Origin of the sequence: Microbulbifer litoralis (assembly GCF_023634065.1) — a bacterium.
Lineage (GTDB): Bacteria > Pseudomonadota > Gammaproteobacteria > Pseudomonadales > Cellvibrionaceae > Microbulbifer > Microbulbifer litoralis.
Genome location: NZ_JALKCV010000005.1, coordinates 167,529 through 186,848, shown reverse-complemented (window position 1 = coordinate 186,848; position 19,320 = coordinate 167,529). Strand labels below are relative to the sequence as shown.

At 60.8% G+C, this 19,320-nt stretch carries 16 protein-coding genes; 7 read left to right on the top strand and 9 right to left on the bottom strand.

The window, feature by feature from the left end:
• Window positions 1-50: 50 nt before the first annotated feature.
• Both gap and MWN76_RS09960 read left to right on the top strand, forming a co-directional pair.
• Window positions 51-1,055, top strand: coding sequence for a type I glyceraldehyde-3-phosphate dehydrogenase (gap, locus tag MWN76_RS09965; RefSeq protein ID WP_250461259.1), 1,005 nt, complete (start codon window positions 51-53; stop codon window positions 1,053-1,055).
• 75 nt (window positions 1,056-1,130) lie between these two features.
• Window positions 1,131-1,670 carry an NUDIX hydrolase gene (locus MWN76_RS09960; RefSeq protein WP_250461258.1) on the top strand — a complete coding sequence of 180 codons (540 nt, stop codon included), beginning with the start codon at window positions 1,131-1,133 and terminating at the stop codon, window positions 1,668-1,670.
• Window positions 1,671-1,952: 282 nt separating this feature from the next.
• Here MWN76_RS09960 and MWN76_RS09955 read toward each other — a convergent pair whose 3' ends face one another.
• Window positions 1,953-2,750, bottom strand: a complete 798-nt coding sequence (locus MWN76_RS09955) for a DUF2884 family protein (RefSeq protein WP_250461257.1) — start codon at window positions 2,748-2,750, stop codon at window positions 1,953-1,955.
• 192 nt (window positions 2,751-2,942) lie between these two features.
• Between MWN76_RS09955 and MWN76_RS09950 the strand changes: the two genes are divergently transcribed.
• A complete protein-coding gene (locus MWN76_RS09950; protein WP_250461256.1) occupies window positions 2,943-5,351 on the top strand; it encodes a zinc-dependent metalloprotease in 2,409 nt (802 codons plus the stop codon).
• A gap of 679 nt (window positions 5,352-6,030) precedes the next feature.
• A complete protein-coding gene (locus MWN76_RS09945; protein ID WP_250461255.1) occupies window positions 6,031-8,619 on the top strand; it encodes a TonB-dependent receptor plug domain-containing protein in 2,589 nt (862 codons plus the stop codon).
• Window positions 8,620-9,278: 659 nt separating this feature from the next.
• Here the strand turns inward: MWN76_RS09945 and MWN76_RS09940 are convergent.
• The 5 genes from MWN76_RS09940 to MWN76_RS09920 form a co-directional block, all read right to left on the bottom strand.
• Window positions 9,279-10,427, bottom strand: a complete 1,149-nt coding sequence (locus MWN76_RS09940; RefSeq protein WP_250461254.1) for a pyridoxal phosphate-dependent aminotransferase — start codon at window positions 10,425-10,427, stop codon at window positions 9,279-9,281.
• A gap of 50 nt (window positions 10,428-10,477) precedes the next feature.
• On the bottom strand, window positions 10,478-11,302 hold the full coding sequence (locus MWN76_RS09935; protein WP_250461253.1) for a sulfite exporter TauE/SafE family protein: 825 nt from the start codon (window positions 11,300-11,302) through the stop codon (window positions 10,478-10,480).
• Between the two features lie 530 nt (window positions 11,303-11,832).
• Window positions 11,833-13,515, bottom strand: coding sequence for an AMP-binding protein (locus MWN76_RS09930; protein WP_250461252.1), 1,683 nt, complete (start codon window positions 13,513-13,515; stop codon window positions 11,833-11,835).
• Window positions 13,516-13,600: 85 nt separating this feature from the next.
• Window positions 13,601-14,425 carry a transglutaminase domain-containing protein gene (locus MWN76_RS09925; RefSeq protein ID WP_250461251.1) on the bottom strand — a complete coding sequence of 275 codons (825 nt, stop codon included), beginning with the start codon at window positions 14,423-14,425 and terminating at the stop codon, window positions 13,601-13,603.
• A gap of 1 nt (window position 14,426) precedes the next feature.
• Window positions 14,427-14,657 (bottom strand): DUF350 domain-containing protein, encoded by a 231-nt coding sequence (locus tag MWN76_RS09920; RefSeq protein ID WP_250461250.1) that lies wholly within the window; start codon window positions 14,655-14,657, stop codon window positions 14,427-14,429.
• A gap of 179 nt (window positions 14,658-14,836) precedes the next feature.
• Here MWN76_RS09920 and MWN76_RS09915 point away from each other — a divergent pair, with 179 nt between their 5' ends.
• Complete coding sequence (locus MWN76_RS09915; RefSeq protein ID WP_250461249.1) at window positions 14,837-15,730, top strand: SPFH domain-containing protein; 894 nt, start codon at window positions 14,837-14,839, stop codon at window positions 15,728-15,730.
• A gap of 36 nt (window positions 15,731-15,766) precedes the next feature.
• The gene (locus MWN76_RS09910; RefSeq protein ID WP_250461248.1) at window positions 15,767-16,177 is read left to right on the top strand and encodes a hypothetical protein; all 411 of its coding nucleotides are present in this window, start codon (window positions 15,767-15,769) and stop codon (window positions 16,175-16,177) included.
• A 62-nt stretch (window positions 16,178-16,239) separates the two neighbouring features.
• Here the strand turns inward: MWN76_RS09910 and MWN76_RS09905 are convergent, their stop codons facing one another.
• The 3 genes from MWN76_RS09905 to MWN76_RS09895 all read right to left on the bottom strand — a co-directional run bounded on the left by MWN76_RS09905 (window position 16,240) and on the right by MWN76_RS09895 (window position 17,765).
• On the bottom strand, window positions 16,240-16,638 hold the full coding sequence (locus MWN76_RS09905) for a globin (RefSeq protein WP_250461247.1): 399 nt from the start codon (window positions 16,636-16,638) through the stop codon (window positions 16,240-16,242).
• 135 nt (window positions 16,639-16,773) lie between these two features.
• Window positions 16,774-16,971 carry a CPXCG motif-containing cysteine-rich protein gene (locus MWN76_RS09900; RefSeq protein ID WP_250461246.1) on the bottom strand — a complete coding sequence of 66 codons (198 nt, stop codon included), beginning with the start codon at window positions 16,969-16,971 and terminating at the stop codon, window positions 16,774-16,776.
• Window positions 16,971-17,765 carry an alpha/beta hydrolase family protein gene (locus MWN76_RS09895; protein ID WP_250461245.1) on the bottom strand — a complete coding sequence of 265 codons (795 nt, stop codon included), beginning with the start codon at window positions 17,763-17,765 and terminating at the stop codon, window positions 16,971-16,973. Before MWN76_RS09895 ends, MWN76_RS09900 begins: the two co-directional genes overlap by 1 nt.
• 245 nt (window positions 17,766-18,010) lie before the next feature.
• Between MWN76_RS09895 and MWN76_RS09890 the strand changes: the two genes are divergently transcribed.
• The gene (locus tag MWN76_RS09890; RefSeq protein ID WP_250461244.1) at window positions 18,011-19,174 is read left to right on the top strand and encodes a phosphoglycerate kinase; all 1,164 of its coding nucleotides are present in this window, start codon (window positions 18,011-18,013) and stop codon (window positions 19,172-19,174) included.
• Window positions 19,175-19,320: the final 146 nt, after the last annotated feature.

The following is a 19,320-nucleotide window of genomic DNA, read 5'->3' as shown; positions in this document are numbered from 1 at the left end:
TCCAGTCATCCCCGGAATACAATCACTCTGCCGAAGTTGGCTGCCTATCGATGACTATCCGCCTCGCCATCAACGGATACGGCCGCATCGGCCGCTCCGTTCTCCGCGCCCTTTACGAATCCGGTGCCCGCGACCGCCTGCAGATCGTTGCCATCAATGAGCTCGCCGACTGCGCCACCATCGCCCACCTGACCAAATACGATTCCGTTCACGGTCGTTTTGCCGGCGATGTCTCCACCGCAGCGGACACCTTGATCGTCAATGGGGACCGGATTGCGGTGACCCACCACGAGAACCTCGAAGACCTCGACTGGCGCAAAGACAGCATCGACATAGTGTTGGAATGCACCGGCAGTTTCAGCGAACGCGAGCGCGCCGGGCTGCACCTGAAAGCCGGCGCGAAAAAAGTGCTCTTCTCCCAACCCGCCAACCGCGACGTGGACGCCACCATCGTCTACGGTGTCAACGACAATGTCCTCAGTGGGGAAGAGACCATCGTCTCCGCCGCCTCCTGTACCACCAACTGCAGCGTGCCGGTCATCGCTGCACTGGACAAAGCCTTCGGTATCGATGCCGGCGTGATCACCACCATCCACTCGGCCATGAACGACCAGCCGGTAAGCGATGCCTACCACCACACCGACCTCAGGAAAACCCGCTCGGCCATGACCTCGATCATCCCGGTCGATACCGGTCTCGCCCGCGGTATCGAGCGCATACTGCCGCACCTGGCCGGCCGGTTCGAAGCCCAGGCCATGCGGGTTCCCACCGTCAATGTCTCCGCCATCGACCTGTCCGTGCAGGTGCGCAAACCGGTCACCCAGGCCGAGGTGAACGCCCTGCTCAAAGCCTCGGCCGAAAACGCATTTTCCGGCATCCTGGGCTACACCGAAGAGCCCCTCGCCTCCTGCGACTTCAACCACGACGCCCGCTCCGGCATCGTCGATGCCAGCCAGACCCGTGTGGCGGGCGGCAATCTGGTGAAGGTGTTGATCTGGTTTGATAATGAGTGGGGGTTTGCGAATCGGATGCTTGACGTGGCTCAGGCGCTATAGTTTACGCGATCAGTGAATATTCCGGTCAGTTGTTGCAATATTGAAGCTCGACGATTTCAACAATAGGTAACGGCCTTGAGAAAGTTGGTTCGCGTCCTGGTGCTACTGGTTGTGCTGGCCGCCCTGCCAGTGCTGGTTTTCCCCAGCTTCAAATACTGGCTATACAAGGTTTTGCCCCCGGAGATTCGCTGGGATATCTCCTATGCCCTGACAGACAAGTTCGTTATCGGCGTTATCTGCTTTGTCGAGCACGATGGTCGGTTGTTGTTGCTGCAGAATTCCTACCAGGACAAGTGGGCGTTGCCGGGTGGTTGGTTGAACAAGGGGGAAACCTTCGAACAGGCCGCCAGGCGGGAGCTTCGGGAGGAGCTGGGTGCGGATGTGGTGGATATTCGGGTGCTGGAAATCAATAAAGTGCCCGGTGCCCAGATTATCGATGTGGCCTTGAGTGGAAAGTTAAAGAATTCCAGCTTTTCCGGGAGCGACCTGGAAGTGTCCGACTATCGGTTCTTCGACTGGGACAGCCTGCCGGGCAATATTCTCTACACGCACAAGCCCTATATCGAGCGGTATCTGGCCGAGCGACAGGTCGCCGCCGATCTGGCGACAGAGTGAAGAACTTGGCCCTGTCCAGGACATATTGAGGGTCTCATAATTGTATTGACAGTTATCCAGAATCCTTCAATAGCCTTAAACCCTGCATTCACTCCCGTGGGTCGTCATTCCGGACTCGATCCGGAATCCAAGGCGCCGGGCACCTTCGCTGGATCCCGGATCGAGCCCGGGATGACGACTACGATGAGTAGTTTTGGTCAAAACAATTTTGAGACAACTAATAAAAAAGGCCGCTCGAGGCGGCCAGGATCACTTGGGGGGTGATGAGTTTCTGTCGCAACCTCAGTGCTCACTGCTGAGGTCGACGATATCGTGGCGCTCCAGGGCCGGGATGGTCCGGTGCAGTTCCTGTTCCGTCTGCTCGACGGTTTTCAGCGTCTTGCACAGGCTCTGTGCACGCTGTTCCAGTCGGCTGGCCCGGGCCTCTATTTGTGGTTCCATCTGCTCGGCCATTTCCTCCGCTTTCCTCTCGATACTGCGGCCGCCGGTAAAGACCGCCTTGAGCGCGTGCCAGGCGATGTTGCCGGCGGATTCCGTGGCCAGCTTTTCTATCTTCGGTTCCAGGTCCCTTTCCACTGTCTCGTCGAAGTACTCGTCCATCCAGTCGTCACCCAGTAGGTAGACGTCGCCCTGGGCGCTGAAACGCGCCTCGGCCTGATCCCGGATCTGCATCGAGGTTTCCTGCATCTCGATTACATCGGGGTGGTCGACGCCGGCGAGGGTGGTCAGGGCGATGGAGATCCCCTGTAGCGCGATATCCACGGCTTCCAGCGAAATCAACGCCAGATCCCGCCCGGATTGGTGCAAGCCGGTGTGGTAAGCCTGCATCAACTGCTGCTGGCCCGGGTCCATGGTGATCTCGATATCGTCGACGGTCAGCCTGTCCGGGGCCCGATACCGGAACAGTAGTTCCGAGTCGCTGTCATCCTCGCGCACCTCGAGGAAATCCGGGCCCACGCGTACAAAGCGCTCGATCTCGATATGGCACTCCGACCCATCGCCGGTATCCAGTTCGAGCTGGTGGGCCATCAGCGGTCCGCTGGCCAGCAGGGTCGCGGCGGCAGCCAGGGCTTTCCACATGGTGTTCTACTCCTGTTTCGTTATATCTGTTGTTTCGTTATATCGCTTCGACGCATCCCGAGTGCTGGCTGGATGCGCTGATAGGGAGTATTTTTTGCAAGTCCCTTTCCGCCGGTTGGATGTTAATCTATCCGGCGACTATCGCCGCCCTGCCCAGGGCGAGCACAGAATACGAATAACGGGGAAAGACCTATGTGGATACGCAAGCTCACCGCCGCGGCGGGGCTGTTGCTGCTCGCCCTGGCCGCCCAGGCGGCGGCCGCGGCGCAGAGTATCGCCGATTACACCGCCGGCATGGACAGACAATCCGGCTACTTCGATTTCTACTGGGATGACGCCAACGGCAGGGTGCTGCTGGAGGTGGCGGACTACGAGCGCGAATTCCTGCTGCTCACCGGCCTTGCCCAGGGCCTGGGCTCCAATCCGGTGGGGCTGGACCGCAACCAGATGGGCGACAACCGGCTGGTGACGTTCGAGCGGGTCGGCAACAAGGTGCTGCTGCACCAGCTGAACCTGAAGTACCGCGCCCGCTCCGACAACAGCGCCGAGCGTCGCGCGGTGGCGGAGGCCTTTGCCTCCTCGGTCCTCTGGGGCTTCGAGGCCGTTGCGCGGGATGGCGAGCGGGTGCTGGTGGACTTTACGCCCTTCCTGCTGTCCGACCAGCACGGTATCGCCCGGCGGCTCAAGGATACCGCGCAGGGCAGTTACAGCATCGACACCAGCAAGTCCGCGGTCTACCTGCCGCGCACGAAAAACTTCCCGCAAAACAGCGAGTTCGAGGCGCAGCTGACCTTTGCCGGCGGCGAGCCGGGCCAGCATCTGCAGCAAGTGGTGCCCACGCCGACGCTGGTGTCCCTGCGCCAGCATATCTCCCTGGTGGCACTGCCGGATGACGACTACCAGCCGCGCCGCTTCCACAGCCGCAGCGGCTACTTCCCGTTTGAATACCGCGACTACGCCACCGCCATCGAGGCGCCGCTGGACCAGCGGGTCATCTATCGCCACCGGCTGCGGAAGAAGCCGGGCAGCGACGAGGTGGTGGAGCCGATTGTCTACTACGTGGATCCCGGTGTGCCGGAGCCGGTGCGCAGTGCCTTGATCGAGGGTGCCAGCTGGTGGGCACAGGCGTTCGAGGCCGCCGGTTACAAAAACGCCTATCGGGTGGAGGTTCTGCCGGAAGATGCGGACCCACTGGATGTGCGCTACAACGTGATCAGTTGGGTGCACCGCTCCACCCGCGGCTGGTCCTACGGCCACGCGATTGCCGATCCGCGCACCGGCGAGATCATCAAGGGCAATGTGACCCTCGGTTCGCTGCGGGTGCGCCAGGATTTCCTGATCGCCCAGGGGCTGCTGCAGCCCTACGGCAGCGACGGCGCCGATACCGAAGCGCTGAAGCAGATGGCGCTGGCGCGCATTCGCCAGTTGTCCGCGCACGAGGTGGGGCACACCCTGGGGCTGGCCCACAACTTCGCCGCCAGTACCGAGGACCGCGCCTCGGTAATGGACTACCCGGCGCCGCTGGTTTCGCTGAGCGACGACCAGTTGGAACTCGCGAATGCCTACGACACCGGAATCGGCGAATGGGACAAATTGACGATCCGCTACGGTTACGGCGACGCCGGCGGTAGCGAGGCGGCGTATCTCGCCGGTATTATCGATGAGGCACAACAGCAGAAGCTGCGTTTTATCACCGATCGGGATTCCCGCGGTATCAATGACGCTCACGCCGTCTCCCACCTGTGGGACAACGGCAGCGATCCGCTGGCGGAGTTCGCGCGCATGACCGAGCTGCGCCGGCACGCGCTGCAGCACTTTTCCGTCGCGGCCAACCCGGGCAGCGCGCCGCGCTCCTCGCTGGAGGAAACCCTGGTGCCGGTCTATTACGGCCATCGCTACCAGGCGGAGGCCGTGGGCAAACTGATCGGCGGCCTCGACTACGACTATCTATACAACGACGCCGAGCAGAACAGCTATACCCTGGTGCCGGCCGAGCGGCAGCGGCAGGCCATGGACGCGCTGCTGGCTACCCTGCAACCGGAATTCCTGACCCTGCCGGAAAATGTGCTGCAACTGCTGTCGCCGAAGGCCTACGGCTACAGCCGTACGGACGAGAGCTTCCCGTCGGATACCGGTGTCGCTTTCGATGCAATCGCGCTGACCGAAGCCGCCGCCGGGCACACGCTGTCGATCCTGCTGAATCCGGAGCGCGCCGCTCGTATGGAGCAGCAGCACGCACGCAACAGCGAGACCCCGGGATTCGGTGCGCTACTGGACGGGCTCACGGCCGCGGCACTGGACCGCGATCACTTCTCGGGCCTGCAGGCCGCGGTGCACCAGCGGGTAAACCATGTCTATATCCACCAGTTGATGCTGCTGGCCGGTGACGAGCAGGCGGCGGAGTCGGTGCGCGCCAAGGCCAGCCTGGAACTGGCCGGCTTCCAGCACCAGATCGGCCGCATGAAACTGTTCGGCGAGGATCCGCAAGGGTACAACGCCCACTATTTCTACCAGGCGCAGCGTATCGCGGCCTTCCGCAGCGGTGAACTGGAGGTCAAGTCCTCGGACCTGGAGGCGATGCCGCCGGGGTCGCCAATCTGATCGGATATCCCAAGACCGCCGCCGGAGTATCCGGCGGCGGTAATGCCTCTTCTTTTACTCTTTTTCCCTATCTGTCTGTTGCCTGCCGGATAAATATCGGCCGCGCCTCCACAGGCCATACCTAAGCCGGCCACGCCCTCTTCCAATGCACAACGGTGCTTGTTGTCGGGTGGTCCCCTTCCCCTGTCCCAATAAAGTGCGCTTGACACGCAATAAAAGCGGGCGCAACGGACTGCCTTGAGCCCCGTATCTGAACAAAAATGCAGACGCCGGAAATTCAGCGCAGGGTGCCTTCCGTTAACGGAGGTAAAGGATCAATAACAATGCCATCCATCCATGGCCGCCCTGGGCTTTGCCTGTGAAAGAACCGGCGTAAAGAAAAATGCTGATTTTTCAATAATTAATCGTATCGCCGATTTCACACAGCGCATTGTGGCTTCCTTCCGGAGGTTCTCTTTCTGAACACAGTCGGGCCGGATATCCATTCACTGAATATCCCATGGCATACAAGTTGCTGAACTATAGACGGGGATCAATTTTTCCGGTTCCCGGTCGGAAAGTTTTCATCCTCGCCCGGGATGTTTCTGGCCTGCACCAACAGGGCGCAAAGATGGAGCGAAAAACCGGATGTCACCGTAGTAGGGGTTCAGAATAATCAGATAAAAGTAGGGGGCTACCCATGCATATCAAACTGAAAACACTCAGCTGTGCGGTCATGGCAGCAATTGCGGCTGTACCGCCAGTGGAAGCCGAGGAGATCGAGGAAGTGGCCGTCACCGGAACGCGTGGGCAGCCGCGCTCGGTGGCGGATTCCCCGGTCCCGGTGGATGTATTCAACGCAGAGATGCTTGAAGCCGTCTCGTTTACCGACACCAACGACGTGCTCAAGACGCTGGTGCCCTCCTACAACGTGGCCCGTCAGCCGATCAGCGACGGCGCCACTTTTATCCGCCCGGCACAGCTGCGCGGCATGCCCACGGACAAGACGCTGGTGCTGGTCAACTCCAAGCGCCGCCACCGCGCCGCGCTGGTGGAGATCGGTGGCTCAGGTACCCAGGCCGCGGATGTGGCTACGGTTCCCAGCTCCGCGCTGAAATCCGTGGAAGTGCTGCGGGACGGCGCGGCCGCCCAGTACGGTTCCGATGCCATCGCCGGCGTGATCAACTTTATCCTGAAAGACAATGCAGAGGGTGGTTCCTTCAGTGTCAGCAGCGGCGAGTACACCGAGGGCGATGGCTTTGGCACTACGGCCAGTGGCAATGTCGGCCTGCCGTTGGGCGATAGGGGGTTTGTCAGTATTTCCAGCGAATTTTCCAAAACCGACTACACATCCCGTTCCGAACAGTATTGCGAAACCTGGTTCTGTCTCGACAAGGACAACCCGCTGTACGACAGCGGCGCCAGTTACGCGCGGTACACCGGAGACGAGGCCTTTATGGCGGCCTCCCGCAACGCCTCGCTGGAAAGTGATGTAGTCAACCCCTGGGGGCAGCCCAATACAGAGGCGGCGCGGCTGTTCGTCAATGTCGGCTACGACCTGTCGGGTGGTGCAGAGTGGTATGCATTCGGCAACTACTCCAACAGCGAGGCCGACGGGGGATTTTTCTACCGCTATCCCGGCAATGGCACTATCGAGGATTTGCGCCTCGAGGACGGTTCCATTTACAGCCCGCTGGAAATCTTCCCGGGTGGTTTTACGCCGCGGTTCGAGGGGGAAGTCACGGATTACTCGGCCGTGTCCGGTATTCGCGGTGAGTGGAGCAGCGGCCTGGCCTACGATATCAGTGCACGCTACGGCTACAGCGATGTCGACTACACGCTGAGGAACACCATCAATCCATCGCTGGGACCGGATACGCCCACGTCTTTCCGCCCCGGTACCCTGAGCAATGAGGAAACACAGCTACAGGCGGACTTCTCCAGGGAGCTGGACCTGGGCATCAGCAGCCCGGTGCTGGCCGCATTCGGTTTCAGCTATATGGATGAGCGCTACGAAATTGCCGGTGGTGACGAACAGTCCTACGCTGCCGGTCCCTATGCCACCCGGGATCCCTGGGCCCTTTGCAACGACGACGGCACGGCTTCCGCGGCCGGCATGGAAGCGATTGCCGGCGGTTCCACCCTCGACTGCGCCAATCCGGACGACCCTGTCTATACGGTCGTAGGGGTGGGGTCCAACGGTTTCCCGGGTTATTCGCCGGAATACTCCGGCAGTTACTCACGGGATTCCTACGCGGCATTTGTCGACCTGAGTAGCGACCTTACCGATCGCCTGTTTGTACAGGCCGCCGCTCGCTACGAGGACTACTCGGATTTCGATTCCGAGCTGGTTGGCAAGCTGGCGCTGCAGTATGACGTCACCGATACTTTCGGTATCCGTTCCTCGGTGGGTACCGGCTTCCGCGCGCCGACGCCCGGCCAGCAGGGGACAACCAACGTGTCCACCCGGCTGCCCGATGGCTTCCCTGTGGCCACCGGTCTCTTTCCCGCCGGCAGCGATGTGGCCACGGCCCTGGGGGCCGAGGCACTGGAGCCGGAAACCTCCATCAATTATACCTTCGGCCTGACCGCCGGCTTCGAGCGCCTGGAGCTGACGGTGGATTTCTACCGCATCGATGTGGACGATCGCACCTACGCGATTTCCACACTCGATGTCTCCAGCGACAGCGATGCCGGGGATGCCTATTCCAATTACCTCGCGCTGCTGGATGCGGGGGTTGTTGGGGCCGAATCGATCGGCGGCGTTTTCTATTTCACCAACGCATTCAACACCCGCACCCAGGGGGTGGATGTGGTGGCCACCTATCCGCTGGAGTGGTCAAATGGTTCCATGACCAGCCTCACGGCATCCGTGAACTACAACAAGTCCGAGTTCACGTCGGACCCGGACGAGTACCTGAACGAAGAGGACCAGTACGACTTCGAGAATTTCGATCCCAAGCTGCGCGGTGTGCTGACCGCGGTCCACGAACTGGGCGATTTTTCCCTGATGGCGCGCGCCAACTGGTATGGCTCCTACGAAAATGCCAATATCGTAGAGGATGAGAAAGTAATCCAGGATTTCGACCCGATCGTGATGGTGGACCTGGAAGGCAAGTATCGCGTTACCGAGGCCACCAGCATCGCCCTGGGCGGACGCAATATCTTCGATGAATACCCGGAACAAGATGAAATCGGGGATTACTGCTGCGGCCGCATCTACTCCTCGGGTACCGTAGTGGACTGGCAGGGCAGCTATTACTATATGCGCCTCAACCACAATTTCTGAACTTATAAAGGGTCCCATAATTGTATTGACAGTTATCCAGAACCCTTTTAACAACCGGAAAAACCGGTATTCACTTCCTTGAGTCGTCATTCCGGACTCGGTCCGGAATCCAGGGTGAAGGACCCCTTCGCTGGATCCCGGATCGAGTCCGGGATGACGGCTACGACGGGCGGTTTGGATCAAAAAAATTTTCAGACAACTAATAAGTTTCGGAGTTCGCAGTGATCGGCAGGGCGTAGCCCGGATGGAGGCGCGCAGCGCCGCAATCCGGGATTGTGGTGCCGGGCCGCACTCTACCCGGATTCCGCTGCGCTCCATCCGGGCTACGTCTATCGATCCGGAGGCTCGAACTCCGAAGCTTGACTTCTGGGCAATAAAAATCCCCGTTACGGCGGTAATGCCGGTCAGTTAAGCCACACTGTCGCCGCAAAGGCCCTGATGCCGGGTGCAGCCTTGCGAGACTGTCTGCGAGAGGGACCTCGCGGACAAGCCTACAGGGATGTATATACGGGGGGCGCCTAGTCCGTGTCTCGCAAGGCTGCACCCGGTAGCAGGGCCGCCCCGAAGCCAGCCAAAGCCCCGTACAATCTCATCTACCAAGCCTTCAGTTGCTTAACTGACCGGCATTACGATTTTTTGTATGGCAGACAGAGAGCGGGTCAACCGCGCATACGATACAGTACCTTGGGCAGTGCACGGGTATACTTTTCCACATCTTCCAGGTAGCCCATGCTGACCCGGGACCAGTTGGTGTAGTCGCGGTAGATACCGCGGATCAGCACATTCTCCCTGGCCATCTCCTTGCGAAATTCCTCGGCATTCAGGTCGCCGAGATCGACGAACATGAAATTGGTCACCGATGGCAGCGCGGTGAGGCCGTGTTCCTTCACTGCGGCGGAAACCATCTGCCGGGCTTCCCGGACCTTGTTGCGGGAAAAATCCATAAACGATTGATCCTCGTAGCTGGCGATGGCCGCCGCCAGGCCCGCCTGGTTCAGGCCGTACCAGCCGATGCCGTAGCGCTCCATTTCCGCGATGCGCTCCGGCTGTGCGATCAGGTAGCCGACGCGCAGGCCGGCCAGGCCGTAGATTTTGGAGAAAGTGCGCGCGACGATTACATCGTGCCCGGCCTTGACCAGCGGAATGACCGAGTTGCCGTCGGGGTCGTCGGTCAGCTCGTTGTAGGCCTCGTCGGCGAGTACTGTGGTTTTCTTCGACGCTTTGATGCAGAAGTCTTTCATGGCACCGGCATCGATCAACATCCCCGTCGGGTTGTTGGGGTTGGTGATCTGCACCATGGCGATGGAATCATCGATGGCATCGTACATGCCCTTCAGGTCGATCTGCAGCGACTCGAGTTTTGGCAGCCGCTTTATCCCGCCGATATCCTGGATTTCCACCACCTTGGCGGTGGTATCCCAGAACAGGTCCGGGCCGAGAATATCGCCTTTCTGCGCGGCGGCAATGGCGGCGGCAGTCAGGCCGGCACTGGAGCCGGAACCGATGGTGACATGCTCCGGTGTCAGGCTGTGGCGTTCGGCGATCATCGCCTTCAGTTTTACCGCTGTCTGGTTTACGTAGTAGGCGCCCTTCTGGCCCGCCTGGGCGATGGCCTTCAGCGCCTTGGGACTGGGGCCGTAGGGGTTTTCGTTGGCGTTCAGTTTGGCGACGCCCGGTGCCGGCCCATACAGCGTTGCGGGTGCGGCCGGCTCTGCGGCCGCTGCCGTACCGATTCTGCCCGCGGCGGCCGTCGACAGCGCTGCCGCCGCTCCCCCGAGAAACAATCGCCGGCTGATCTTATTCGTCATTATCGAGTCCTCTTTGGCGTTGGTTTTCGACAACCGGGCGGGTTGCCGGATCAGTGCGTGCTCTTGATGAACATGGAAATGGAAACAATCACCAGGTAAACGCCGAACAGGCGCTTGAGATGTCGCTCGTCCAGGCTGTGTGCCCAGCGCGCGCCGATGGGGGCAGAGATCACTGAAAATGCCGAGATCGCGATCAATGCCGGAATATTGATATAGCCGATGGAGCCGAACGGCAGGTCCGGTTTGTGCAGGCCCATGACCAGGAAACCGATGGCGCCGGGCAAGCCGATCAGGAAGCCGATTCCGGAAGCCGTGGCCACCGCCTGGTGCACCGGCCTGTTGCAAAGCACCATGGTCATTACCGTAATGGTGCCGCCGCCGATCCCCAGCAGCGAGGAAAAGCCGCCGAGAAAACTGGCCAGTGAGGCGCGTGCGACGCCGGTGGGCATGGTCAGTTTGCCCTTGAAGCCGTCGAACAGGTTCGGGAACAGGAAATAGATGGAATAGACCAGCACACCAGCGGCAAATACCACGATCAGGCGGGTGCTGTCGGTGTAGGAGGCGATATAGAGACCGGCGGCGACCCCCATCAGCACCCAGATCGACCAATCCCTGAGTACCTGGTAGTCCACCGCCCCGCGCCGTGTGTGGGCCTGCACCGAGCGGGCCGAGGAAATCACGATGGACGCCAGCGAAGTGCCCACGGCCACGCGCATGATTTCGTGGGAGGCATTGGGCAGGAACGGGAAAACCGCAAGCAGTGCCGGCACCACCACAAAACCGCCACCGTTTCCAAACAGCCCCGAAGTGATACCGGCGATCAGGCCGGCGAGACATAACAGTGCAATAAACAGGAAGATTTCTTCGGTGCCCATCGGCCCCCCCAGGACTTATGACTTTTTATAGGGGGTAAAAGCATTAACTATGCCAAGAATCTAATAGCTGTCTTTTTGCTGTCGCTACTATTGGATCGGAAGGGAAGCATCCCCCTCTCCCGGGACCGCTCGCCGCAATGATGATACCTGCGCCCGACGGGCCGGTTTTCACAGCATGGTGTTGCGAATGGTTATCGTTATATTTTAATATTTGCTGCCTGTTGCGACAGCAATACAGCTGCCGCGGTGACTGCCGGCGTTTCGCATTCGTGAGCCCGGTATTCGTACGCCGCAGGTGTTTTGTCGAACAGACCCGGTCGACCAGGGAGTGGCCGGCCAGCGGTATCGGATATTGAGCCATCCGGTGCTGTTTTTTTGCAGCTGCGTCCCGCGGTTGCGGTCGGCCGGGCATGGAGGCCCTGTGCGACCTGTGGATTCCCACCAATCCGGGCTTCGGAAAGGATTGGTGGTCTTCCTCTTGTCTCATCGCTTCACCTGTTCACCGCGGCGCGGTGGGCAGGTTTTTTCCTTTACCGGGCGTCGTCCCCACTCTCCCAGACAATGGGCCCTTTGTTTTCCGAGTCTTCGATCCATTGTGCATAGCGGTCTTCGATCGCCTTGCGCTTGATTTTCAGTGTCGGTGTCACCAGTTCGTTGTCCGGTGTCCAGTCTTCATCGGTGATGAAGAGGGTCTTGATCCGCTCGTGCGGGCGCAGGGAGTCGTTGACGTGATCCAGCAGGTGGCGCAGCTTTTCAGTGACTTTCCTGCGCGGTAGTGCACGGCCGGACTCCGACAGGTTGGCGATCATCAGCGGCTGGTCGCTGCCGTGGCCGAGCACGCAGATCTGCCCGAGCAGTGTCTCTTCCCCGAATTTTTTCTCCAGTTCCGATGGCTGCACGAACTTGCCCTTGCTGGTCTTGAAGCTGGAGGACAGGCGGCCTGTCAGGTGCAGCAGTCCGTCGTCGTCGATAAAACCGCGATCGCCGGTGTGGTAGTAACCGTCTTTCAGTGTCTCCGTGGTTTTCTCCGGCTCCAGGTAGTAACCGCGCATGATGGCGTCGCTTTTGAAAAGGATCTCGCCGTTTTCGGCAATCTTGATTTCGCAATCCCAGAATGGCCGTCCGACGGTACCGGGCACTGGCTTCTCGCCCATGTGGGTGATGCAGCCATAGATAAAGTTCTCAGTGGTTCCGTAGCCGTCGGCGAGCATCATGCCCATGCGGTGATACCAGCGCTGCAGGTCCTCTGAAATGGGAGAGGCGCCGGTGACCAGCAGGCGCGCCTTGTCCAGGCCGAGGTTTTTCTGCACCTTGTTGCGCAGCCAGTGATTGACGCCGGGAATGTGCAGCAGGACCCTCTGTAAAGGTGGCGGTATCTTGTTGTCCACGCCCTCCTTGAACTTGCCCCAGAGTCGTGGCACCGAGAAAAACATTGTCGGGCGGGTGCGCTGCAGGTCCTCGAGAAAGGTATCCAGGGATTCGGGGAAATGCACCGGGGTGCCCGAGTAGACGCTGTGCAATTCAACCAGGATACGCTCGGCGGCGTGGGACAGCGGCAGGTAGGAAAAGAAGCGGTCGCTCTCGTTGTAACCGAAGCCGCGGACCATATTGGGTACGGCGAAGGTGACCGCGGACCAGACATGCATGACACCCTTGGGTTTGCCGGTGGTGCCCGATGTGTACATCAGCGTAAACAGCTGGTCCGGATCGTACAGCGGCGACTCCGCCTGCGGTTCGTTTTCTTCGATGATTTTTTCGATCTGGTAGTCGCAATCGATCTCGCAGCGGTGAATGGCGATTTTGGGCAGGTCTTTTGCCGCATCGCGGATATGGTCATTGTTGTCGGAGCCGCCGACGAAAATCATCTTCGATTCACTGTGAGCCAGCACATACGCCATCGAGTCCCGGGACTGGCTCGGGAACAAGGGCACACTGATCATCCCCGCCAGCATCATGGCAAAGTCCGCCACGAACCAGTCGGCGCAGTTTTTGGCGTGGATGGCGATTCTGTCGCCGGCGTCGCAGTGTCGCCTGAGAAAAGTGGCGACCCGCCGGCTGCGATCCATCACTTCGCCCCAGCTGTATTCGCGCCACTGGCGGTCGATCATCTGTCGCAGGTAGATGCGATCGGCCTGCTGTTTTTCGCGCTGGTAGAGTATCTCAAGCGGCTGTTTGCCCTTGAGCCTGCGGTACTGTTCTTCGCGGCTGGCCATGGCTGGTCCCCGGGGAGGTTTTGGGAGCGATAGCCGAAATATAGGCGATATTGCGCGGAACAGGCCGACAGGCGACCGGTGGTGGTCAGCTGCGGATAAATTGGGACTTCTTCACCCAGTGGTTGCCGCGGTAGCTGCGCGTGGGCTTGTTGTCCCTGCGGGCCCAGAAGTAGTGGCGGTTGAACTGGAACTCGACCTCGTAGCCCTCCGCCAGTGCCGCCAGTGGCAGAGCCTTCCAGCTGGAGATGCGACGCTTGCTGGTGGCCTCCAGCAGGTATTCGGTGTCGTTCACGATCGCCACCACCCAGGCGTGGCCCTGGCCGTTGTGGGTGCCCATGGCCACGCGCGCGTCGATCCCCAGCTCTATCAGCCAGTCCGCCAGCAGAATCGCGTGGTCCTCGCAGTCACCGCGCTTCTGGTAGAAGGCCTGGCGGGAGGTCTGCCAGATATCGGCGAGACCGGAGTACTGCAGGTGGTCGTACTGGTATTCCTTGCGGATCGCCAGGGTGTACAGCGGCACCCACAGCTGCCGGGTCTTGAACGGCCGGAAGCCCACCAGGTAGCTGTTGGCGAAGTGGTGCTTCTTGTCCAGGCCGCGGGCCGAGGCGGTGACCTGGCGAATCCCCTGCCAGTTCCAGACGGACACATAGGCGCTCTGTTCGATGGAGCGCTTTGCCACTGCCCGCTGCACATAGTCTTCCGACAGCGGCCGGCTGGTGCCGCTCACCCGCACCACGCCCTTCTGGCGGTCCCGGTGGCCTGCGCCGGACGCTTCCCCGGCGAGTACTGCCGCTATCTGTTCCTGCACCAGCCCCTCGGCGGCAGATTCCGGCGGCTGGCCGAGGCGCACGAGAATTTCCGGCAGCATCAGGACCAGGGCAATACCGATGGGGAGCAGCCAGAGTCGCATGTCAGCCTTTCAAGCCGAAGGAGATAATCAGTGCGACGAAAATCAGGATGGTGGAGGCGAAGATGGCCACGGCGATATTGCCGTTCTTCAGTTCCCCCTCGATATCCACCGAACGCAGCAGTTTCCGGTCGATCACCATCAGTGCGGCGATGCCGATAAACAGTGCCAGCAGGGTGTACAGCAGGTTGACGCCGAGATTGAAGAGAGTTGCGGTAAGAAATTCCAGTTCCATATGAATTTTCGGGTTGTGATTGTTATTGCCGGTCGGAGGGAAAGAATCGTCTTCCCTTCCGTGCGGCTGGTATTGAAGGGCAATATTTAACCACAGATGTACCGGTGGGCTCCAATGGTTGTTGCGCTGCGGTACACTGCGCGCGAACTGAGAGAAACGCTGCAAACGGGAGTTGCACAATGCGATCGATTTACAAGCTGCTGGTTCTTTCCGCAGTCCTGACTGTCACTGCCTGTGCCGACCGGGTCGAGGTGCCGCCGGCGCACGTGGGCAAAATCCTGACCAAGAATGGCTACAAACCGGAGACCGTGCCGCCGTCCAAGTTCCGGCTAGACATGTGCATTTTCTACTGCGACAAGCTGGTGACCCTGGCGATTGCGGATTTCGGCCATATGGAGAAATTCAAGCTGTTCATGCCCAAGGACCAACTGAATATGAGTTTCGATGTGCGCATGACCGGTGCCATCAATAACGAAGCGATCGACAATATTTTTGACCGGATTCCGCCGGTCAAGAACAATATTTCGGTCAAGAATGTCTACAACACCTACGCCCAGCCGGTGATCCGCGATGTGGTGCGCCGGGTGGTGGCCAAGTATTCGATCAACGAAATCGCCTCCAGCCGGGAATCCCTGAGCCGCGAACTGTTCCAGGAGGTGACGGTCGCATTGCAGGGAACACCGATAGAGATCAAGCGCCTGGGGCTGGCGGATGTGCAGTTCCCCAAGGTGATTACCGAGGCCAAGGAGCGCGCCGCCGAGCGCCGCGAACTGATCGAGCAGGAGAAGGCGCAGTTCGAGATCCAGAAGATCCAGATGGAGCGGGACCTGGAGCGCGAAAAGATGAACCGCGCCATCGCCCGCGAAAAGGCCATCGGCCAGAAGGAGGTCAACGACCTGTTGGCCAAATCCGTCACCGACAAGTACCTCGCCTACCGCACGCTGGAAGTGCTGGACAAGATGGCCGAATCGCAGAACAAGGTGTTCCTGCCGGTCGAGGCCCTGGGTACCATCGGCCTGCAGCAGGCGGTGTTCAGTGACGAGATGAAACGGGTCGCGCACAAGGATCACTAGAAACGGGTCGCGCACAAGGGTCACTAGGAGAAGAGTATGGAATTCAACTTGCAGGTATCCAATTGGCTGGTATCGGTTCTCGGCGGGCTCGCCTCCTGGCTGGTGATTGCCGCGATTGTGCTGCTGGCCCTGAATGTGTTCTTCCGTGTACGCCTGCTCCACGGGCGGAACGAGGGCATGCACTGGCTGCTGGACCGCAGCCTGGTAATCCGTTTCCTGTGCCTGGTGTTTTTTATCTGGGTATTGATCGGCTTCAACAGCAATGCGCCCAAGGTGGTGTTGGCTCCGGACTACAGTGCCGAACAGCAGGCGACGGCAAACGCCCGGGCCGGGGAGGCGGCCGCGGTGGACGATATCTCCCCGCAGCGGAAAACTGCGGCGGAGACCAGCGAGCGGTTGAGGGCACTGCGCGAGGAGCAGAAACAGTCGCTGCCCGATGCCAATTGAGTGGTTGCGCCAAGTGAAAAACAGGGGCTGACGGCCCCTTTTTCGTTTTGTCGGCCGGCCGTTCAATAGGCGCCGCGGATCAGTTCAATCCCCGGCTGCAGGGCGCGGCGCCAGGCGCTGGCCAGTGTGTCGCTGTATTCCGGGTCGTGTTTGCGCACCGTATCCATCAAGGCGTCCAGCCATGTGCCGTACATGTCCGGGCGGATGTTGTAGCCACCGCGGGAGTGGCTCTCGCCCAGGGCCCGCAGTTTGGAACCGGGCATGCCGCGGGCGTGCAGGATCAGCTGCATGATGCCGTTGCGCAGCAGGTGGCGTTGTTGCTTCATGTCCGTATCGATGAACATGGCGCGGATCTCCGGCGAGCTGCCCATAAAGCGATCGTAGAAGTCGACGAAAAAGAGTTCGTTTTTACAGCAGCGGCCATAGCTCTGAAACACGCGATCGGTATCGGCTGATTCCATCCCGGGGGCTCCTTGTATTTCCGGTCGATTAAAGACCATGCGTTTTATGTGGAATTGAGGGCGGATTTTAGCGCCGGACGGGGGCGGTGCAAGGGCTTTGTCGCGCGATCGTATGGCGCAGGCTCGCGGGGACCCTCAGTCGGCCTCGTCTTCGTGCCGCAGTGATATCTGCAGGGCGCCGTCGTTACCTTCGCTGATGCTGATCTGTATCGGCCGGCAGCAGACGGCGCAGTCCTCGATGTAGGTCTGTTCGCCCGCCGACGGGTCCACCAGCAGCGTGATCGGCTCGCCGCAGTAGGGGCAGTAACCGCCCATCTCCTCCTGGCCCAGCATCAGTCGGTCTCCCTCCCGCCGTTGGGCAGGTAGCGCGCCGCCCAGGCGGCCAGGGTGTCGGCCACGTAATCGGCATCCTCCCTGCGGGTCAGCAGGTGATTGGCGTCGTCGAGGCTGATAAAGCTCTTGGGGTGCATGGCACGATTGTAGATGTCCGCGGCCTCGTCGATGGATACCGTCTGGTCCAGTGGCGAGTGATAGATCAGTAGCGGCCGGCCCAACTGCTGGATATAGCCCATCTCGTGTTCTTCCAGGTCCTCGACGAACTGCTTGCGGATCACGAATGGCCGCCCAGCCAACTGTACCTGCGCCTGCCCCTTCTGCTCGATGGTCTCCAGGGAGCAGGCGAACTGCCGGATGACATGGTCCGGTTCCGACGGTGCGGCGATGGTGGCGATGGCTTTCGCCTCGGGAATATCCGCCGCTGCCGCCAGTACTGCGGCGCCGCCCAGGCTGTGGCCCACCAGCAGGTCTGCGGGGCGGCCGGACTGGCGCAGGAAGCCGGCGGCACAGGCCAGGTCCTGCACATTGGTGGAGAAGTTGGTGTGGCTGAAGTCGCCGCCGCTGTCGCCGAGACCGGTAAAGTCGAAACGCAGTACCGCGTAACCCAACTCCACCAGCCGCCGCGCAATGCGGGAGGCGGAGACTACGTCCTTGCCGCAGGTGAAGCAGTGGGCGAACAGGACCTGGCCGCGGGGCGCTCCCGCCGGTGATTCCAGCACACCCGCCAGGGTGTCGCCGCTGCTGCCGGCAAAGTGCACTTTTTCCCGCCGGCGGCGGTTGCGTTTCTCCATCCAGTTGCTCCCTTGGTTCAGTGAGCGGCCAATGATAGGGGCTGCGCGCGCCGTGTAAAAATGACAGCGCTATCAGTGTCCTGCGGCCCGCCTGTGGTAATCCAACTACAGAACGGCTTGATATACTCCGCGCGGCCGCCGCCCGGTGGGCGACGGCCACCTCATCGGCATATAATCCGCGCCCGTTTCCGGTGGGCCCGGCTCCCGGATCTCAACCCAGCAGTTATCAGCAAAGAGGATTGGCTATGGCGGTTAAATTGATGCAGGACCTGGATCTGGCGGGCAAGCGCGTCCTGATCCGCGAGGACCTGAATGTTCCGGTAAAAGACGGTGCGGTGACCTCCGATGCGCGTATCCGCGCGGCACTTCCCACCATCAAGGCCGCCAGTGAGGCGGGTGCCAAAGTGCTGCTGATGTCCCACCTGGGGCGGCCCACGGAGGGCGAATACGCGGAGGAGTTCTCCATGGCGCCGGTAGCCGCCCACCTGGGCCAGCTGCTGGGCCGCGAGGTACCGCTGGTGAAAGAGTGGCGCGGGGGCGTGGAGCTGGCGGACGGCGATGTCGCGCTGCTGGAGAACGTGCGCTTCAATCCCGGTGAAAAGAAAGACGAGGAGGCGCTGGCCAGGGCCTACGCCGAACTGTGCGACATTTTCGTCATGGACGCCTTCGGCACCGCACACCGCGCCCAGGCCTCCACGCACGGCGTGGCCAGATTTGCCCCGGTCGCCTGCGCCGGCCCGCTGCTGGCGGCGGAGTTGGACGCATTGCAGAAGGCGTTGGCGGAGCCGGCGCGGCCGATGGTCGCCATCGTCGGCGGTTCCAAGGTGTCCACCAAGCTGACCGTGCTGGAGACCCTGGCGGACAAGGTGGACCAGTTGATCGTCGGCGGCGGTATCGCCAACACCTTCCTCGCCGCCAGCGGCAAGCCGGTGGGCAAATCCCTGTGCGAGCACGACCTGACGGACACCGCCCGCAAACTGATGGAACAGTGCGATATCCCGCTGCCGGTGGACGTGGTCACCGGCAAGGAATTCAGCGAGTCCGCCGCGGCGGAGACCAAGTCCGCGGATGAGGTGGCGGCCGACGATATGATTTTCGATATCGGCCCCGAGTCCTCCGCGCAACTGGACAAAATCCTGAAGCAGGCCGGAACCATCATCTGGAATGGCCCGGTGGGGGTGTTCGAGTTCGATCAGTTCGGCGGCGGCACCGAGCGGCTGTCCAGGGCCATCGCCGACAGCGACGCCTTCTCGATCGCCGGTGGCGGCGACACCCTGGCCGCGGTGGACAAGTACGGCATCGCCGACAAGGTCTCCTATATTTCCACTGGTGGCGGCGCGTTTCTTGAATACGTGGAGGGCAAGACCCTGCCGGCGGTGGCGGTGCTGGAGAGCCGTGCCGACGACTGATTGAGGTGGTTACGGGGTGGGCCTGGCCCGCCCCGCAAGCGAATCACAAGAATTCGTGGAGAAAACAAATAAGGGCACCGATTGCAGTTACCAGAAGTGCCCAATGAGAGCCGGGAATTACCCGGCCCACAGCGGTTACCCCGGCG

What these genes read in the sequence shown, in the direction of transcription:
- MWN76_RS09915 (WP_250461249.1), top strand. Translation starts at nt 14,837, where the DNA reads ATGCGATCGATTTACAAGCTGCTGGTTCTTTCCGCAGTCCTGACTGTC.
- MWN76_RS09950 (WP_250461256.1), top strand. Translation starts at nt 2,943, where the DNA reads ATGTGGATACGCAAGCTCACCGCCGCGGCGGGGCTGTTGCTGCTCGCC.
- MWN76_RS09930 (WP_250461252.1), bottom strand. Translation starts at nt 13,515, where the DNA reads ATGGCCAGCCGCGAAGAACAGTACCGCAGGCTCAAGGGCAAACAGCCG.
- MWN76_RS09890 (WP_250461244.1), top strand. Translation starts at nt 18,011, where the DNA reads ATGGCGGTTAAATTGATGCAGGACCTGGATCTGGCGGGCAAGCGCGTC.
- MWN76_RS09920 (WP_250461250.1), bottom strand. Translation starts at nt 14,657, where the DNA reads ATGGAACTGGAATTTCTTACCGCAACTCTCTTCAATCTCGGCGTCAAC.
- MWN76_RS09910 (WP_250461248.1), top strand. Translation starts at nt 15,767, where the DNA reads ATGGAATTCAACTTGCAGGTATCCAATTGGCTGGTATCGGTTCTCGGC.
- MWN76_RS09925 (WP_250461251.1), bottom strand. Translation starts at nt 14,425, where the DNA reads ATGCGACTCTGGCTGCTCCCCATCGGTATTGCCCTGGTCCTGATGCTG.
- MWN76_RS09900 (WP_250461246.1), bottom strand. Translation starts at nt 16,971, where the DNA reads ATGCTGGGCCAGGAGGAGATGGGCGGTTACTGCCCCTACTGCGGCGAG.
- MWN76_RS09940 (WP_250461254.1), bottom strand. Translation starts at nt 10,427, where the DNA reads ATGACGAATAAGATCAGCCGGCGATTGTTTCTCGGGGGAGCGGCGGCA.
- MWN76_RS09895 (WP_250461245.1), bottom strand. Translation starts at nt 17,765, where the DNA reads ATGGAGAAACGCAACCGCCGCCGGCGGGAAAAAGTGCACTTTGCCGGC.
- MWN76_RS09935 (WP_250461253.1), bottom strand. Translation starts at nt 11,302, where the DNA reads ATGGGCACCGAAGAAATCTTCCTGTTTATTGCACTGTTATGTCTCGCC.
- MWN76_RS09945 (WP_250461255.1), top strand. Translation starts at nt 6,031, where the DNA reads ATGCATATCAAACTGAAAACACTCAGCTGTGCGGTCATGGCAGCAATT.
- MWN76_RS09955 (WP_250461257.1), bottom strand. Translation starts at nt 2,750, where the DNA reads ATGTGGAAAGCCCTGGCTGCCGCCGCGACCCTGCTGGCCAGCGGACCG.
- gap (WP_250461259.1), top strand. Translation starts at nt 51, where the DNA reads ATGACTATCCGCCTCGCCATCAACGGATACGGCCGCATCGGCCGCTCC.
- MWN76_RS09905 (WP_250461247.1), bottom strand. Translation starts at nt 16,638, where the DNA reads ATGGAATCAGCCGATACCGATCGCGTGTTTCAGAGCTATGGCCGCTGC.